At 74.2% G+C, this 16,925-nt stretch carries 10 protein-coding genes, 1 tRNA gene and 1 pseudogene; 1 reads left to right on the top strand and 11 read right to left on the bottom strand.

Annotated features, from left to right (window positions below):
• Nucleotides 1–2 precede the first annotated feature (2 nt).
• Nucleotides 3–152: pseudogene (locus ACFUK0_RS09150) on the bottom strand (MbtH family NRPS accessory protein); the annotation flags it as partial.
• Between the two features lie 240 nt (nt 153–392).
• On the opposite strand from ACFUK0_RS09150, the gene ACFUK0_RS09145 reads away from it, so the two are divergent.
• Entirely contained in the window at nt 393–3,467 is a 3,075-nt protein-coding gene (locus ACFUK0_RS09145; RefSeq protein ID WP_380247782.1) for a putative bifunctional diguanylate cyclase/phosphodiesterase, read from the top strand.
• A gap of 253 nt (nt 3,468–3,720) precedes the next feature.
• On the opposite strand, the gene ACFUK0_RS09140 is transcribed toward ACFUK0_RS09145, so the two are convergent.
• The 10 genes from ACFUK0_RS09140 to tmk form a co-directional block, all read right to left on the bottom strand.
• Nucleotides 3,721–4,662, bottom strand: a complete 942-nt coding sequence (locus ACFUK0_RS09140) for an alpha/beta fold hydrolase (RefSeq protein WP_380247780.1) — start codon at nt 4,660–4,662, stop codon at nt 3,721–3,723.
• Nucleotides 4,659–5,660 (bottom strand): alpha/beta fold hydrolase, encoded by a 1,002-nt coding sequence (locus ACFUK0_RS09135; RefSeq protein ID WP_380247778.1) that lies wholly within the window; start codon nt 5,658–5,660, stop codon nt 4,659–4,661. Before ACFUK0_RS09135 ends, ACFUK0_RS09140 begins: the two co-directional genes overlap by 4 nt.
• A gap of 49 nt (nt 5,661–5,709) precedes the next feature.
• On the bottom strand, nt 5,710–6,513 hold the full coding sequence (locus ACFUK0_RS09130) for an alpha/beta hydrolase (RefSeq protein ID WP_380247776.1): 804 nt from the start codon (nt 6,511–6,513) through the stop codon (nt 5,710–5,712).
• A gap of 151 nt (nt 6,514–6,664) precedes the next feature.
• Nucleotides 6,665–7,753 (bottom strand): MBL fold metallo-hydrolase, encoded by a 1,089-nt coding sequence (locus ACFUK0_RS09125; protein WP_380247775.1) that lies wholly within the window; start codon nt 7,751–7,753, stop codon nt 6,665–6,667.
• Between the two features lie 353 nt (nt 7,754–8,106).
• Nucleotides 8,107–8,180: transfer RNA gene (locus ACFUK0_RS09120), tRNA-Thr, on the bottom strand.
• A 124-nt stretch (nt 8,181–8,304) separates the two neighbouring features.
• Nucleotides 8,305–8,967 carry a leucine efflux protein LeuE gene (leuE, locus tag ACFUK0_RS09115; RefSeq protein ID WP_380247773.1) on the bottom strand — a complete coding sequence of 221 codons (663 nt, stop codon included), beginning with the start codon at nt 8,965–8,967 and terminating at the stop codon, nt 8,305–8,307.
• A 74-nt stretch (nt 8,968–9,041) separates the two neighbouring features.
• Nucleotides 9,042–10,691, bottom strand: a complete 1,650-nt coding sequence (locus tag ACFUK0_RS09110) for an alpha/beta hydrolase (RefSeq protein WP_380247771.1) — start codon at nt 10,689–10,691, stop codon at nt 9,042–9,044.
• An 89-nt stretch (nt 10,692–10,780) separates the two neighbouring features.
• Nucleotides 10,781–11,923, bottom strand: coding sequence for a hypothetical protein (locus ACFUK0_RS09105; protein ID WP_380247769.1), 1,143 nt, complete (start codon nt 11,921–11,923; stop codon nt 10,781–10,783).
• A 289-nt stretch (nt 11,924–12,212) separates the two neighbouring features.
• A complete protein-coding gene (locus tag ACFUK0_RS09100) occupies nt 12,213–13,424 on the bottom strand; it encodes a DNA polymerase III subunit delta' (RefSeq protein ID WP_380247767.1) in 1,212 nt (403 codons plus the stop codon).
• A gap of 237 nt (nt 13,425–13,661) precedes the next feature.
• Nucleotides 13,662–16,880, bottom strand: a complete 3,219-nt coding sequence (gene tmk, locus ACFUK0_RS09095) for a dTMP kinase (protein ID WP_380247765.1) — start codon at nt 16,878–16,880, stop codon at nt 13,662–13,664.
• Nucleotides 16,881–16,925 lie beyond the last annotated feature (45 nt).

The raw sequence follows: 16,925 nt of genomic DNA, 5'->3' as shown, positions 1-16,925 counted from the left end.
CGGCAGCGGTCGGCCGGGGCCGAGTCGCACACGCTGTGCCAGCCGGCGGGGGACGGTAAGTCGCCCGGCCAGATCCCGTACTGCCCAGTGCCGTTCAGCAGGACGGACTTCAGCCCTGAATAATGCGTCCGGGAATTCTTCGACGTGTTCACCGGTCGGGACCTCGAAATGCACACGAGGGAATACTGACAGTGCGCGGCCGCTCGTCATTCGCGGCCACTCCTCGACTATATCGACCAATCGCGAACTGTGTATGATGAACAGGCCCTGGCCGGTGGCCCCACCCTCCCTGCATCGACCTGCATCGACCTTCCCGCGGCCCCGTCGCCGCGAAGGGGGAGAATGCGTTGACACCTCGCCGACAACGCCTGATGGCCTGCTATTTCGGCTGGATGGCACTGCTCACGGTCGTCTACTACCTGTATCCCGCCGAACGCATCATCTGGTGGACGGGAATCGGGCTCAGTGGCGTCACCGCCATCATCGTCGGGGCCCGTATCAACCGCCCGGCGCACGCGCTTCCCTGGTATTTCCTGGCCGCCGCGAATTTCAGTTTCACGGCCGGCGAGGTGGTCCAGGTCATCCAGACCGACTATCTCGGCCAGACGGATTTCCCGTCCATCGCCGACGGCGTCTATCTCGCCGAGTACCTGCTCTGCGCGGCCGGCGTCCTCGGGTTCATCCGCTGGCGCACGGCCCACCAGGACCGCGGCAGTATCATCGACGCGCTCACCCTCACGGTCGGCCTGGCCCTGCTCTCCTGGATCTACCTGATCCTCCCCTACGCCCGCGACCCCGAGCTGACCTGGGTCCAGAAGGCCATCTCGATCGCCTACCCGCTCGGGGACGTGGTGGTACTGGCCCTCCTGCTGCGCCTGCTCGTACCGCGCGGCGGCAAGAGCACCTCGCTCAAACTGCTGACCGCCGGCACCGTCGGCATGCTGGTCTCCGACGTCCTGTACGGACTGATCCAGCTGCACGGCACCTGGCACATCGGCACCCCCGTCGACCTCGGCTGGGCCGCCTTCTACACCGCCTGGGGCGCCGCCGCCCTGCACCCGTCCATGGTGGAGCTGACCAGGCCGCTCCCCGTCCAGCCCACCCACATCACCCGGGGGCGGATCGCCCTGCTGGCGCTCGCCTCACTGATCGCCCCCGGCGTGCTCCTGCTGGAGGTCTCCCAGGGGGACTCCAGCCACGCCGGGGTGATCGCCGGATTCTCGGCCGTGCTGTTCCTGCTGGTGCTGGCCCGGCTGGCCGGCGTGGTGCTCGAACACCGGCGGGCACTGGACCGGGAGCGGGTCCTGCGGGCCGCCGGGGCCGCCCTGACCGCCGCGGTCACCGTGGACGAGGTCGCGCGCGCCGTCCGGCGGGCCGTCACCACCCTGATGCCGGCCACCCCGCACCACGTGGCGACGCTCGCCCTCGGCGAGGACCACCGCCCGGTGGCCGAGCCCCTGCCGGCCCTGCCCGGTGGGCCCGCCCGTCCCGCCGCCCGGGGACCCAGGCTGGTGCCGGCCGAGGTGTTCGAGACGGAGTTCGGGGCCGAACTGGCCGGCCTGCTGCACGGCATGCCCCGGGCGTTCGTCTGCCCGCTGGCCCTGGAGAAGCGGCCCTCCGGCGACTCGCTGGTCGGCATGCTGATCGTGGGCGGCACCGAACAGGAGCTGACGGCGTTACGCAGCTCGCTGGAGATCCTCGCCGCGCAGTCCGCCCTCGCCGTCGAGCGGGTCCGGCTCGGCCGGGAGATCAACGCGCGAAACAGCGAGGCCTACTTCCGCACCCTGGTGCAGAGCGCCTCCGACGTCATCCTGATCCTCAACGAGGACGACAGCGTCCGGTACGCGAGCTCCTCCGCCGAGCGGGTCCTCGGCCCCCCGGGCCCGGTCGGCGCCCGGCTGACCGACCTCGTCCCGCCCGAGGACAGCCACGCCATCGTCCTGGCGCTCGCCCGGATGCGCCGCGGCGACCGCTCCGAGTCGCGCGAGCACTGGCGGCTGCTGAACGGCGGCCAGCACAGCATCGAGGTCGAGGTGCGCTGCAACGACCTGCGCGACGACCCCACCGTCGGCGGCCTGGTGCTCACCCTGCGGGACGTCACCGACCAGCGACAGATGGAACGCGAACTCACCCACCGGGCCTTCCACGACTCGCTCACCGGGCTCGCCAACCGGGTGCTGTTCCAGGACCGCGTCGGCCACGCCCTCACCCGCAGCGAGCGCCGGGGCACCGTGACGGGCGTGCTCTTCATCGACCTCGACGACTTCAAGGTGGTCAACGACACCCAGGGCCACGGTGTCGGCGACGAACTCCTGGTCGCGGTGTCCCTGCGGGTCTCCACGGCGCTGCGCACCTCCGACACGGCGGCCCGGCTCGGCGGCGACGAGTTCGCCGTCCTGGTCGAGGACGCCCGCACCCCCGCCGACGTGGGCGGCATCGCCGACAGCGTGCTCGCCGCGTTCGCCGAACCGTTCCGGCTCAGCGCCGGAGCCGTCCGGGTGTCCGCCAGCATCGGCGTCGCCACCACCGAGGACAGCGTCGACTCGACCGAGCTGCTCAGCCACGCCGACCTCGCGCTCTACTCCGCCAAGGCCAGCGGCAAACGCCAGTGGTGCCAGTACCAGCCGGCCCTCCAGGCCGGCCTGGCCGAACGGCACGAGCTCAACGAGAGCCTCGACTCCGCCATCTCCGAATCCGCCTTCACCCTCTTCTACCAGCCCATCGTCGACCTCGCGGGTGGCGGACTGGTCGCCTTCGAGGCACTCGTCCGCTGGCCGCACGCCCGCCGCGGGATGGTCCCGCCCGAGGAGTTCATCGCCCTCGCCGAGGAGAGCGGCCAGATCGTCCCGCTGGGCGCCTGGGTGCTGGAGCGCGCCGCCGCCGAGACCACCCGCTGGCAGCGCCAGAGCCTCGCCCCGCGCGCCGTCCGGGGCCGCGCCCCGCTGCACCTGAGCGTGAACGTCTCGGCCCGCCAGTTCCGCGACGCCGGCTTCGTCGACACCGTCCGGGAGGTCGTCGACACCTCCGGCATCCAGCCCGACTCCCTGATCCTCGAACTCACCGAGAGCGTCCTGATGCGGCGCGACGACCGGGTGCGCGCCGACATGGCCACCCTCAGCGACCTCGGCGTCCGGATCGCCATCGACGACTTCGGGACGGGCTACTCCTCGCTCAGCTACCTGCGGGAGTTCCCGATCTCCCTGCTGAAGATCGACAAGTCCTTCATCGACGGCCTGGGCGTCTCCCAGCAGCAGTACGCCCTGGTCGAGGGCATCACCCGGATCGCCGACACCCTCGGCGTGCAGGTCATCGCCGAGGGCATCGAGACCACCGCCCAGCGCGACCTGCTGGCCGCCATGGGCTGCCCGCTCGGCCAGGGCTACCTCTTCGCCCCGCCGATGACCGACAGCCAGGCCGGCGCCCTGGTCAGCGACGACGCCACCCTGGTCCGGCTCCCCGAGCACTGAGCCGGCCGGTCCCGGCCGCCCCTTTTACGACCCGTCGGGCGGGCGCGACGGGGAGCTGCCCGTTCGTCCAGATCCGGGTCGGTCCGGTCCGAGAGCGGCGCCCGGGCCACCGAGAGCGACCAGGACAGGGTGGCCGCCTACCAGCAGCTCCGGAAGGTGCCGGCGCCGTACACCGGGAGCAGGCGGTCCGGCCGATCAGGCCGATCAGGCCGGCCAGCCGGTCATCAGGTCCGCCGGTCAGCCGGTCAGCCGGTCAGCCGGTCGCCCCGGCGGCCTGGACGATCAGGTTCTCGACCTGGCCGGGGTGGGAGAGCATGACCAGGTGGGACGCGCCGTCGACCACGACGGTGCGGGCGCCGGCCCGCTCGGCCATGAACCTCTCGGTCGCGGCCGGGATCGCCTGGTCGGCCCCGGCCACCAGGTACCAGGACGGGATCGTCTTCCAGGCAGGGACGCCGCTCGGTGCCTGGAGGGCGGCCAGATCCACCGGGCGCTGTTCGGCGGCCAGCAGCTCCGTGTCGGCGGCCCGCAGGTCGGCCGCCATGACGGCGCGGAACTGCGCAGGGTCGACGTAGCCGTCCGCGCCAGCGCCGCCGGCGACCGCGTAGGGCCGGACGACGAGCGCCGCGCCGAGCCGGCTGCCGGGGTTCAGCCCGGTCAGCTCCACAGCGCTCTCGCCCTCGGCCGGAGCGAAGGCCGCGACGTAGACCAGGGCCTTGACGTTCGGGTGTCCTACGGCGGCGTTGGTGATGACCTCACCGCCGTAGGAGTGGCCGACCAGCACCACCGGTCCGGGGACGGTGGCCAGGAGGCTGGAGACGTAGGCCGAGTCGGAGTCCAGGCCCCGCAGCGGGTTCGCCGCGGCGATGACCGGGTAGCCGTCGTGCCGGAGCCGGGCGAGGACCGCACTCCAGCTGGAGGAGTCGGCGAAGGCGCCGTGGACCAGGACGACCGTGGGCCTGGCCGAGTGCCGCGACTGCGCCGCAACCGGCGCCGGCGAGGCAGAGGCCGAGGAGACGGCCGGGGAGACCGCCGGGACTGCCACCGCGGCGACGGCCAGCGCGGCCGGGATCACCACACGCTTCCGGAACCAGCCGCGCACCGGGACGGACGGTATTTCGAGCATGGCGGAGCCCTTCTCAAGGTCGGTCTGCGGGAGTTCGGGGCGGGTGCGGCCGGCGAGGGGCGCGATCACGACCTGGGGCCGAGGAAGTCGAGCAGGATCCGGGTCAGCTCCGCGGGGCGTTCCTCGTAGATCCAGTGCCCGGAGTCGGGGACGACGACGCCGGTGACGTTCGTCGCGTACTGGCGGACCTGGTCCGGAACGAACTCGCCGAGGCTGCCCGACGCACCGATCGCCAGGACCGGCATGGCGAGCTTCGTCTCCTTGCCGGCGGCGTTGTCCTCGATGTCCTGGGGGAAGGCGCGGAACCACTTGAAGCTCGCCGCCAGGTGGGCCGGGTCCTTCAGGGCTCCGGCGAACACGGCGATGTCCTCGGGAGTGACGGCGCCCTTGCGGACTTCGAGACTGTCGATGAAACCCCCCACCCAGGCCTGTTCGCGGCCCGCCACGACCCCTTCGGGAAGGCCGTTGGCCAGGGAGAAGAAGCCGAAGTTCCAGGCGCCCGGCCCGTCCGCAGTGAGGGACGGGAACCCGTAGAGGCTCGGGTCCGGGATCGGGGCCTCGCTGAGGACGAGCTTCGTCACGTCACCCGGGTGCGCAGCGGCGTAGGCGTAGGCGACCATCGAGCCGATGTCGTGGCCGACCAGCCGGACGTCCTGTGAGTACCCGATCCGCACCAACAGGGTGTGGATGGCGGCGGCCATGGTCTTCTTGTCGTAACCGTCCGCCGGGGCGTCGCTCCTGCCCGCGCCGGGCAGGCTGGGCGCGATGACGGTGTAGTGCTCGGCCAGCGCCGGGAGGATGCCGCGCCACTCGTACCAGGTCTGCGGATAGCCGTGCAGCAGGACGAGGGTCGGTCCGTGGCCGCCGATCACGTAGTCGATGCCGGCCACCTTGTGCTCGCTGAACCCGGCCGGGACGAGGCGGGCGGCCGACCGGGCTTCGGCGCCCCCGGGCTCGGCCGCGGCGGATACCGCGGCGGAGACGGCCGCGGCGCCGAGGCCGATCGCCGCGGCGATCGCCACCGGCGCCAGGAACCCCGGGCGGAATAAGGCATGACGGTGCTTCATGGGTGCTCCAGGTGGGGGAAGGTCTTCGTCGGTCCGTTGTCGTCCGGAGTCAGAGGGAGTGCTGCCGCAACCAGTTCAGGGCGGTACCGGCGACCTCGCGCCAGCCGCTGTCGATCGTCAGCGAGTGCCCGCGGTCCGGGAAGTCCGTGATGTCGGTGACGGCGTCGGAGTGCCGGTACTGCTTGAGGGTGGCCCGGACCACGGCCTCCGGCACCGTGTGGTCCTTGCCGCCCGTCATCAGCAGCAGCGGCCCGCGCGACCCGTTGGCGGTGTCGACCTTGGCCGGCGAGTGCGGGTTGAAGTTGGCGGCGGCGGCCTCGAACAGCGGCTTGCCCGGCGCGGGGATCGTCCACCGCTCGAACAGGTCCGCCGACTCCTCCTCGGACAGCGCGTTGCCGAACGCGAAGCGGAACTGACCGGCCGTGAGGGAGACCGCCCGGTGCCGGTTGCCCGGGTTCCTGAACACCGGCAGCGTCGCCCGCAGCGCGGACAGCGGCAGCGGGAGCACGCCCTTGATCTGAGCGGCGTCGATCGCGACGGCCGCAGCCGCCAGGTTCCGGCCGAGGAGCTTCTGCGCGATCATGCCGCCGAAGGAGTGCCCGATCAGGACGGGCAGGGCGGGCAGCTCCCGGATGATCGCCGCGTAGTGGTCCACCACGTCGTCGATGCCGTGGTCGGCGATGCTCTCCGGGTTGGCACGGGCCTCCTCGACGGTGCCGGGGTCGCCGGGCCAGCCCGGTGCGGACGGGGCGTAGCCCTCCTGCTGGAACAGGTCGAGCCAGGGTGCCCACGACGTGGAGTGCAGCCACAGGCCGTGGATGAAGATGACGGGAACGGGGATCGGTGTCGTCATGGCGACCTCTCGGTGCGGTCGGTCCGGCCGTGTGCCCGGTGTCGGACCAGCACAACACGGCGCGTGGGGCGTTCGTACCGGGGAGAGACCCCAGTGTGTCCGTGTCGCGGCCGGCCGGGGCCGGGGTGAAGGGCCCGGTTACGGGCGCGGGTTACGGGCGGGTGCTGAAGGGGCCCAGCAGCCCGGAGTCGATCCGCAGCGACTCGAGCATCGTGGCCGCGTTGTCGAGGGTGAAGACGTCGGCAGCGGCGAGGACGCCGGTGTACTTGGCGATCACCGGATCGGCCGCCTGCCGCGCGACGGCGTCCAGGTAGGTCTTGAAGACCGCCCAGGAGTTGCCGGCCGGGCCGTACTTCTGGAAGTACGGCGTGGGGTCGAGGGACATCGCGGCCTTGACGCCGGCGGTGAGGTCGGCGACGTACTCCCGCTGCACGTCGCCGTCGGCGCGCACCCCGAGCCGGCCCAGGTGTCCGCCCACCAGGGTCGTCCACGGGTAGCTCATGGCTATGTCCTGGGCCTTCACCCAGGCCGGGATGTCCTGCGAGACGGCGAGGTTCCTGAACGGCACCCAGCCGGGGTAGAGGACGTCCACGACCATCAGCGTCGCGTGGTCGGGGGCGTGGACGAAGATGTTGTCCGGGGAGTGGTTGGGGCCGTGGTGGGCCAGCTCCAGGCGTTCGCCGCCGACGTGCAGGTCGAAACGGTCGTCGAAGGTGACGGTCGGGACGGGCCGGTTGGGGTCGGCGTCCAGCAGGAGCAGCCGCCGGGTCTCGCTGTGCGCGATGCGGACGACGCGCCTGCCGAAGAGGCCGGCGGCGCCGATGTGGTCGGCGTGGCTGTGGGTGTAGATCAGGTGGGTGACCTTCGACGGACGGCCGTTGGCCTGGGTGACCTCGGCGATGGCACGCAGCAGGTTGTGGCCGATGGTCGGCGGCGCGTCGACGAGCACGACGCCGTCCCGGGTGCTCAGGAACATCGCCTGGTAGTAGGCGTCGGTCACCCAGTAGAGGTTGCCCTTGATGCGGCCGACGAAGTAGCCCTGCGCGTTGAGCGCGGGCCCCGCCGCAGCGGCGGGAACGGGGGCGAAGTCGGGGAGGTCCGCCGACTCGGCGGCGTGCGCCGTGCCGGGGAGCGCACCGCCGACGAGGGCGGCCGCGGTGGGGACCGCCAGCGCGGCGGTCGCGGTCCTGAGGAACGAGCGGCGGTTCGCGGTACCGGTGGTGAGGAGTTCCGGTGTCATGTGGTCTGGCCTTCCGGTGCGTTGCGGGGCGGTGCCGGCTGCGACGACTGCAGGACATCACCCGCGCCACCCGGTTCGCACCGGGGAACAACCCCAGTTCCCACACTCCCCCGGCCCGCAGAACGCACTGGGGTACCGCCCCGGTGCGGACGGCACCCCGGACGTGGTTCGCTGTTCCGGAGCACGGGAGCACGGGAGCACGCGGCGGGCTCGAAGGGCCTCCACGACCACGCCGGAAGGATCACGACGTGGGTACCACCGGCGCACCGCCGGGCGTTCGCACCGGGCTCCTGCGCCGCACCGAGAAAACACAAAACCCCAGGTCACGGCGAGTGAGTCCTGGGGTTTCGCAGAGCCGCCTTCGGGATTCGAACCCGAGACCTACGCATTACGAGTGCGTTGCTCTGGCCAACTGAGCTAAGGCGGCGCCGCCGGGGTGTGGTTGCCCCGGGGGGCAATCATTGCCTCGGCAACGCGGGCAAGTCTACACAGTTTCGCGGGGTGATCCGCACGGGCCTCGCAGGCGTGTGCGGATCACCGGGGGCGGGGAGTCAGGCGGAGGAGACGGCGAGCTTCGCGGCGAAGCCCGCGAAGAGGACGGCGACGCCGCTGGTGAGGCCGGCGGAGAGGCGCTTGCGGCGGCGGAAGGCGGCGGCCAGGGTGGTGCCCGCGAAGATCAGCAGCGAGAGGTAGAGCAGGCTGAAGGTCTGCAGGACGCCGCCGAGCAGCGCGAAGGACAGCGCCGGCTGCCCGTAGGAGGGGTCGACGAACTGGGTGAAGAACGACAGCAGGAAGAGGATCGCCTTCGGGTTGAGCAGGCTGATCACCAGCGCCCGCCGGAAGGGGTTCTCGGAGCCGGCCTCGGCGGCGGCCTGCTCGGTGTCCGGTCCGGCGGCGGCCGCGACCCGGTGCTCGCGCCAGAGCCCGCGGGCCGCGCGGAGCATGCCCACCCCTATCCAGAGCAGGTAGGCGGCGCCGCCGAACTTGACCACCAGGAAGACGGCCGGGTTGGCCTTCAGCAGGGAGGCGGCGCCGAGCGAGGTCAGGCAGATCAGGGTGAAGTCGCCGACGAACACCCCGGCGGCGGCGCTGTAGCCGGTACGGATGCCCTTGCGGGCGGCGACCGACAGGACGTACAGCGAGTTCGGGCCGGGCAGCAGCACGATGACCAGGGCGCCGAGGACGTACGTCGCCAGGTTGTTGACTCCGAGCACGGGGGGCTCCTGGGGCAGGCACGGAAACGGGCGAGTCATCGTACCTGCCGCACAGGGGATCGTTGAAGTGCGAATTACTTCGGGCAGCTCTTCCCCTGTTCGGGCGCCTGCCCGGTCAGCAGGTAGGTGTTGACGGCGCCGTCGATGCACCGGTTCTGCCGCCCGTACGCGGTGTGGCCGTCCCCCTCGTAGGTGAGCAGCCGGCCCGACTCCAGCTGCCCGGCCAGCGACTGCGCCCAGGCGTACGGGGTCGCCGGGTCCCGGGTGGTGCCGACGACCACGATCGGCGCCGCGCCCGCCGCCCGGACGGTGTGCGGGGCGCCGGTCGAGCCGACCGGCCAGTACCCGCAGGAGAGGGCCATCCAGGCCATGTCGCGGCCGAAGTGCGGGGAGGTCTGTTCGAACGCGGGCAGGGCCTGCCGGACGTCGGCGGGGCCGGCGAAGGGCGCCGGGAGGTCGAGGCAGTTGACCGCCATGTTGGCGAACATCAGGTTGGGGTACGAGCCGTCCGCGGCCCGGTTGTAGTACGAGTCGGAGAGCTTGAGCAGCCCCGTGCCGTCGCCCGCCTTCGCGTCCGCGAGCGCGCTGCGCAGGCCGGGCCAGAGGAACTCCGCGTACATCGCCTCGATCACACCGGTGGTGGCCTGCGACTCCGTCAGCCGGCGGCCGGAGTCGGTCGGCAGCGGGGCCGCGTCGATCGACCTGAACAGGGCGTCGAGCTGCTCCCCCGCCTGCTGCTCGGTGCTCCCCACGGCGCAGCCCTCGCGCTTCACGCAGTCCCTGGCGAAGGCCGCCCAGGCGGTCTCGAAGCCGCCGGCCTGGGTGCGGTTGCCGGTGACCGAGTCGAGTGACGGGTCCATCGCGCCGTCCAGCACCAGCCGGCCGACCCGGGACGGGAACAGCCCGGCGTAGGTGGCGCCGAGGTAGGTGCCGTACGACTTGCCGACGTAGGAGAGCTTCTCGTCGCCGAGCAGGCCCCGCAGGACGTCCATGTCGCGGGCCGCCTCCACCGTGCTGACGTGGCCGAGGAGGGCGCCGGAGCGCTGCCGGCAGCCGGCCGCGAAGCCCTGGTCGGCGGCCACCAGCGCGTCCGTCTCGGCCTGGTCGTCGGGGGTGATGTCGACGGCGGTGTAGGCGTCCATCTGCCCGCCGTCCAGACAGGTCACCGGACTGCTGCGGCCGACCCCGCGCGGGTCGAGGCCGACCAGGTCGTAGGCGGCGCGCACCCCGGCGTCGTAGGAGGCGGCGGAGCCCTCCATGTACTCGACGGCCGAGCCGCCGGGGCCGCCCGGGTTCAGCAGCAGCGAGCCGATCCGCTGCCCCGATCCGTCGGCGGGCCGACGGGCCGCGGTGAGGGAGATGTCACCGTCGCCGGGGTGGTCGTAGTCGAGCGGCACCTTGAAGGTCGCACACTCGAAGCTGTCGTCGCAGGGCTGCCAGTCGAGCTTCTGCGCGTAGTACCCGGCGAGTGCGGCCGAGCCGCCGGGGACGTCCGGGAGCGGCTCCAGCGGGGTGGCGGCGGGGTTCGCCGCGGCGGTGGCCGCCGTGGGCGGCGAGTCCGAGGAGGGCGGCGAGGCCTGCCCGCCACCGGTGCCCTGCGAGGTGCAGCCGCCCAGCAGCAGCCCGCCGGCCACGGCCGCCGCGGCCGCCGCCCGCAGCGGGCGGCGGGCCTGGCGGCCGGTCAGTCGTCCGGCCAGTCGTCCGGACGGCTGGGCAGAGCGCATGGCGTGGGTCCCCTCGGAGTGCACGGGTGCAGGGTGGTGTGGTCGAGGGTAGTGCGCCGCCGGGCGGTGACCAGGGCCGCCGCCCCGGGTCAGGGGGTCTTGGCGAGTGTCTCCGCGAGGTACTGCACGGCGACCCGGACGAGCCGCAGTCGCTCCCGGTCCGGCGTGTAGTCCTGCACGATGTCCGAGGTGCTGACGTCGGCACGGGCCGCCTGGCCGGTGCCGGCCTTCAGGGCCGCCTGGAGCTTGCGGACGGCGTCCAGCCCGGAGGTGTCGGCCTTGGCAGCCGCGAGCAGCAGCCTGGGGGCGGCGCCGGCCGGGGCCTCGGCGCCCGTCCGGGCGAGCGCCGCCGTGTCGTAGCGGCCGGAGACGGCGGCGGCCGCCCCGTACAGGTCCGGGCGGGACAGGCCGACGGCCGCGGCGCAGGGGGCGCCGCCCTCGATGCCGAGCGCCCCCCAGCCGGACGGGCCGGCCGGCGCCGTCCGGAAGGCGGCGGCGACGGCGGTCCGCAGCGCGGTGTCGTCGGCGACCGCCTGCGGGGCGGCGGCGACCAGGTCGCAGGGGTGGCCGGTGCCGGACGGGGACTCGGGGACGACCACCACGAAGGGCCGGGAGCGGCCCAGCTGCACGGCGGAGGCGACACCGTCGAAGACGTCCGGGACTTCGGTGTCGGCCGTGGTCCGGGGCGCGGCCGCGTGCAGGACGATCACCGGGAAGCGCGCGTTCGGGTCCTTGGTGTACTCCGCCGGGAGCCACACCCGCACCTTGCGCGGATGCCCGTCACGGCCCGCGACGGCGGCCTCCAGCAGGTTCCCGCCGGCCGGGTGGCCGATGCTCTCGAAGCGGGCCGCCACCGGCTCGGGGGCAGCGGCCGAGGCGGCGGCCGGAGCGGCGGTGACGGCGGGAGCGGCCGGAGCGGGCGCGGGGTCGCCCGTGCCGGGCGGCGGCGCCGGCTGCCGGGAGGCGGGGGTGCGGGCCTCCTCGACCTGGAGCCCGGCACCGGTGCCGCCGTCCCCCGCCACTCCGGCCGCGGTCAGCAGCGCCAGGACGGTGACACAGACCCCGCACAGCACCGCGCCGGCGGCCCGCAGCAGCATCGGCCGCCGGTCCCCCGCCAGCTCGTAGGTCTCGGCGGCCCGCAGGTCCCGCCGGCGCAGCAGGGCGTCACGGGCCAGCCAGACTCCGCCGGCCGCAGCGGTCGGCAGAAGTACGGCGAAAAGTGAACGGAGCATGGGACGCACCACCTCGGGAGGACCGGTAGCGGACGGCCGCGGCGGCCCCGGCAACCGGCTCTACCGGACGGGCCACGGTGTACTCGGTCCACAGCGTGCAAGACGATCGGCCGGTCGCACGCGGGCGTTCCGGGTCACCGCAGACGTTCACTCGAAGGAGGGATGCCGCCGTACGGCGGGCGGACGCAGCCCGCCCTCGGAGCAGCCGGTCAGCCGGTCAGCCCGCCTTCCCGTCAGCCCGTCAGCCCGTCAAAAGCCCAGCCCGCCTTCCCGTCAGCCCGTGAGACGGTCAGCCCGCCCGCAGCGCGACCGTCATCGCCTCGACGGCGAGCAGCGGGTCGACGTTGCGGTCCAGGGCCTGGCGGCAGGCGAGCACCGCCTCGATCCGCCGCAGCGTCCCCTCCGGCGGGCCGGCCGCCGCGACCTTCGCCAGCGCCGGCCGCTGGTCGTCGTTGGAGAGCGCCCCGGTGGAGCCGAGTTGCATCGCCAGGACGTCCCGGTAGAAGCCCAGCAGGTCCAGCAGGGCCACGCCGAGGGTCTCCCGCCTCGTCCGGGTCGCCCGGCTCTTCTGCCGCTTCTCCAGGTCCTTGACCGCCCCGGCCATGCCGCGCGGAGCCTTGGAGCCCTCCGCCGCGCCGTACGCGGCCCGCAGGTCACCGGTCTCGCGGGCGTCCTGGGTCTCCGCCAGGGCCTCGGCGTCGGCCTTGGCGGTGTCGACCAGCCGCTGGGCGGCGGCCAGGCAGCCGCCGATGTCGCCGACCTCCAGCGGAATGCGCAGGACGTCCGCGCGGCGGGTCCGGGCCTGCTCGTCCACCGCCAGGCGCCGGGCCCGCTCGACGTCGCCCTGCGCGGCCAGGGCGGCCACCCGGGCCGTCTCCGGGCTCACGCCGTCGCGGCGGACCAGCATGTCGGCGACCGCCTCGGCGGCGGGGGTCCGCAGCACCAGCAGCCGGGAACGCGAGCGGATGGTCGGCAGCACGTCCTGGACGGACGGCGCGCAGAGCAGCCAGACCGTACGCGGGGACGGCTCCTCGACGGCCTTGAGCAGGGCGTTGGCCGCCGCCTCGGTCAGCCGGTGGGCGGCGTCGATCATGATGACCGACCAGCGGCCGCCGGTCGGGTAGCTGGAGGCGCGCAGCACGAGCTCGCGCATGTCGCGGACGCTGATCGACAGGCCGTCCGAGCGGACGAACTTCACGTCCGCGTGACTGCCCGCCAGCACGGTGTGGCAGCCGTCGCAGAAGCCGCAGCCGGGCACGCCGCCGAGTTCGAGGTCGGGGCTGGTGCACTGGAGGGCCGCGGTGAAGGCCCGGGCGGCGGTGGTCTGGCCGGCCCCCGGCGGGCCGGTGAAGAGCCAGGCGTGCGTCATCAGGGACGCGTTGACCCCCGATCCCGCGCCGGCACCGCGCCCGGCGACGACCGTCGCCCTGGCCGCCCCGGCGGCGGCGGTCAGCTGCTCGACCACCCGCTCCTGGCCCACCAGGTCGTCCCAGACGGCCACCGGTGCTCCCAACCCTCGTCGTCCGTACCGCTTCGCCCTGCGGGGTTCCGCTCGCGGTCGAGCATACGTGGCCGCCACGACAGCCGGCCGCGACCTCCGACGGCGCCGAGGGCGTCACCGCGGCCGCAACCACAGGCGTCCGTGCGGACAGCACGACGGGTGGCGCCCGGAGCACCGGACACCACCCGTCGTCGGATCCACGGTCACCCGCCGGTCACCCGCCGGGGCAGGCCGCGCTCAGCGGCGCCGCTTGCGGCCCTTGCCCCGGCCGTCCTCGCCGTCCTCGGGGCCGGAGCCGTCCCACTGCGCCCACTCCTCACGGGAGCCGAGCAGCGAGTCCGTCAGGCTCGGGAGGTCGTCCATCGGGGTCTCCTCGGCCCAGGACGGGCGCGGACGCGGCTCGGGCCGCGGCTCCTCCGCCCGCTTGTCCTCGACCACCGGCAGCTCGCGCGTGCGGTCCGGCGCCGGGGCGGAGCCGACCCGGGGCAGCACCGTCGTACGGTCCGCGTCGGCGGCCTTGCCGGGCCGGGCGCCCGGCCCACGCTCCGCGCCGGTGGCGGGCACCCGCGGGAGCACCGCCGTCTCGTCGGCCGGTGCGGCCTTCGCGGCCGCGGCCCGCTCGGCCTCCGCCGCCGCGCGGACGGCCGCCTGCCGGTCGCGCTCCGAGATCTCCTGCGTCTCGTCGGCCCCGACCTGCGGCAGCTCCGCCGTCACGTCCGGCCCGACCTGGGGCAGCTCCGCCGTCACGTCGGCGGCCGAGGCAGCTGCGGCGGCGGCGAGCGCCGCGGCCTCCGCCAGCCGGGCCTCCTCCGCCCGCTGCAGGGCCTCCTCGGCACGGCGGCGCTGCTCGGCGCGCTGCAGCTCACGCTGACGCTGGAGCTCCGCCTGCGCGGCCTCCTCCGCCGCCAGCCGCTCACGCTCGGCGGCCTCGACCGCCTGCCGGGCCTCCTCGGCGGCCCGCAGCCTGGCCTGCTCCTCGGCCCGCTCCCGGGCCTCCTGTTCGGCCTTGATCCTGGCCGCCTCGGCGGCCTTGCGCGCCGCCTCGGCCGCGACGCGGTCGGCCTCCTCCTTGGCGAGCCGGTCCTTCTCGGCCTGCTCGGCGCGCAGCTCCTCCAGCAGCTCCAGCCGCCTGCGCTCGGCGGCCTCGGCCTCGGCCTTCTGCCGGGCCTCCTCGGCGGCGCGGCGGGCGGCCTCCTCGCGGGCCAGGCGCTGCTGCTCGACACGGGCGGCCCGCTCCTGGTCGGAGAGCGGCAGCTCCCGGTCGAGCCGGTGGCGGATCGCGGTGGTGACGAAGCCGGCCTGCTGGCTGCCGTCGACGACCAGGTAGCGGGCCGGGTCGGCGGCGGCCAGGGAGAGGAACCCGGAGCGGACCCGCTGGTGGAACTCGGTCGGCTCGGACTCCAGCCGGTCGAGCGCCTCGGTGAAGCGCTCCCGGGCCGAGTTCGGGTCGACGTCCAGCACGACGGTGAGGTCCGGAAGGAGGCCGCCGGTCGCCCAGCGGGAGATCCGGGCGACCTCGGTGGCGGCCAGGTCGCGGCCGGCGCCCTGGTAGGCGATCGAGGAGTCCATGTAGCGGTCGGTGATGACGACGGCGCCGCGCTCCAGCGCGGGCCGGATGACGTTCTCGACGTGCTCGGCGCGGTCGGCGGCGTAGATCAGCGCCTCCGCCCGGTGCGAGAGGCCGGTGTTGCCGACGTCCAGGACGAGGGCCCGCAGCCGCTGCCCGACCGGGCTGCCGCCGGGCTCCCGGGTGAGCACGACCTCGTGGCCCTTGCTGCGGATCCACTCCGCGAGGGCCTGCGCCTGGGTGGACTTGCCGGCGCCGTCGCCGCCCTCCAGGGCGATGAAGAAGCCGGCGCCCGCGGCCCGGTGCGGGGCCGGGCCGGCGGTGCCGCGCACGGCGTCCAGCAGGTCGCGGCCGAACGGGGCGGTGCCGCGCCGGTCGTCCGTCTTCAGCAGCACGACGGCCGCGAGGACGAGCGTGAGCAGCCCGGTGGTGGCGACCGCGAGGGCCGCGCCGCCGTGGATGAAGGTGAAGCCGCCCGGCTTCAGGTCGCCGAGCACCACGTTGCCGTACCCGGCGGCGATCAGCGGCACGCCGATCAGCGCGACCGCGACCACCACCCGCAGCACCGCGTACAGGTGGTCGGTCACCTTCGGCAGCCGGACCTCCTCGACCTCCTGGGCGAGCAGCGCGCGGCCGGCCGACACGACGATCCCGGCGGCCAGCGCGGCCAGCACGGTGAGCAGCAGGACGAGCACGAAGTCCAGCACCAGGCCGGCCAGGATCAGCGCCACGCCCTCGGTCAGCAGGGCCAGCGCGAGCAGCCGGCGGCGGGAGAGCGCGGGCAGGGTGACCCGGGTGAGGCGGATGCCGAGGGCCGGGGCGCCGGTCGCGGCGAGCACGATCAGGCCGTAGCCGATCGGCCCGCTGCCGTGCTCGGCGGCGGTCAGCAGGGCGAGCGAGGCGACGCCGGCCAGCGAGGCGTAGGCGGCGGCCACCGCGAAGGTGAAGTACGGGGCGGAGCCGGTGCGGCCCTTGCCCAGCGCCGGCCCGGCGGCGGTGTCGGTCGGGGCGCGCAGGCCCTGCAGCGGCGAGCGCGGCACGGCGGCGACGGGCCCGACCGGCAGGTCCTGAAGGTAGGTCAGGGCGGCGGCGGTGACGAACAGGGCGGCGGAGCCGAGGGCGGCGAGCGTGCTCTGGTGAGCGCGCAGCCAGTCCGAGCCGAGGGCGGCGCCGGCGTTGTTGAGCAGGGTGAGGAGGACGAGCGCGGTGGCCGCGAGCGGCACGGTGGCCCAGCCGGTGCGCAGGTCCAGGGTGCGGACGGTGTCGAGGTTCGCGGCGGAGGGCCGCTGCTCGGCGAGCGGGGCGTAGGGGTTCGCGGGAGGCAGCAGTGCGGGGGCGGTGGCGCCCTTGGTGATCGTCCAGATCCGCTCGGCGGCGCCGGTGACGAAGACGGTGGCGAGCAGTACGTAGGCCGCCGTACCGGAGGCGGGCTCCGCGCCGGTGCCCGGGAACCAGACCACCCACCACGGGGCGAGGCCGATCAGGACGGCGCGCAGGACGTCGGTGCCCAGCAGCGTCCAGCGGCGGTCCAGCTTCGTCGACACCAGCCCGTGCAGCGGGCCGAGCAGCACCGCGCCGAACAGCGCGGTGGCGGCCAGCCGGGCGGCGAACACTGCGGCCACGGCGAACGCCACACTGCGCGGGAGGTCGCCGAACTGCCGTCCGACCACCGCGGCGACCACGGTCAGGACCAGCAGCACCAGCAGGCCGAGCCGGTCCGCGGTGCCGCCGACCAGCTGGGTCGTCCACAACCGCCGGTAGGGGCGCAGGCGGAGCAGTGCGCGGGCCCGCTCACCGGGACTCCCGGCGGGATCGACCTCGGGGAGGTCCGGCGCGGCTGCTCTCGCGGCCGCGGCTGCGCTGGGGGTGGGCTGCTCCTCGCTCGTCATACCGTCAGCGTAGCGGTCTGCGGTGACCGCAAATGGGGGGAGTGG

Origin of the sequence: Kitasatospora sp. NPDC057223 (assembly GCF_042669755.1) — a bacterium.
Classification (GTDB): Bacteria; Actinomycetota; Actinomycetes; order Streptomycetales; family Streptomycetaceae; genus Kitasatospora.
This window is presented reverse-complemented; position numbering and strand designations above follow the sequence as displayed.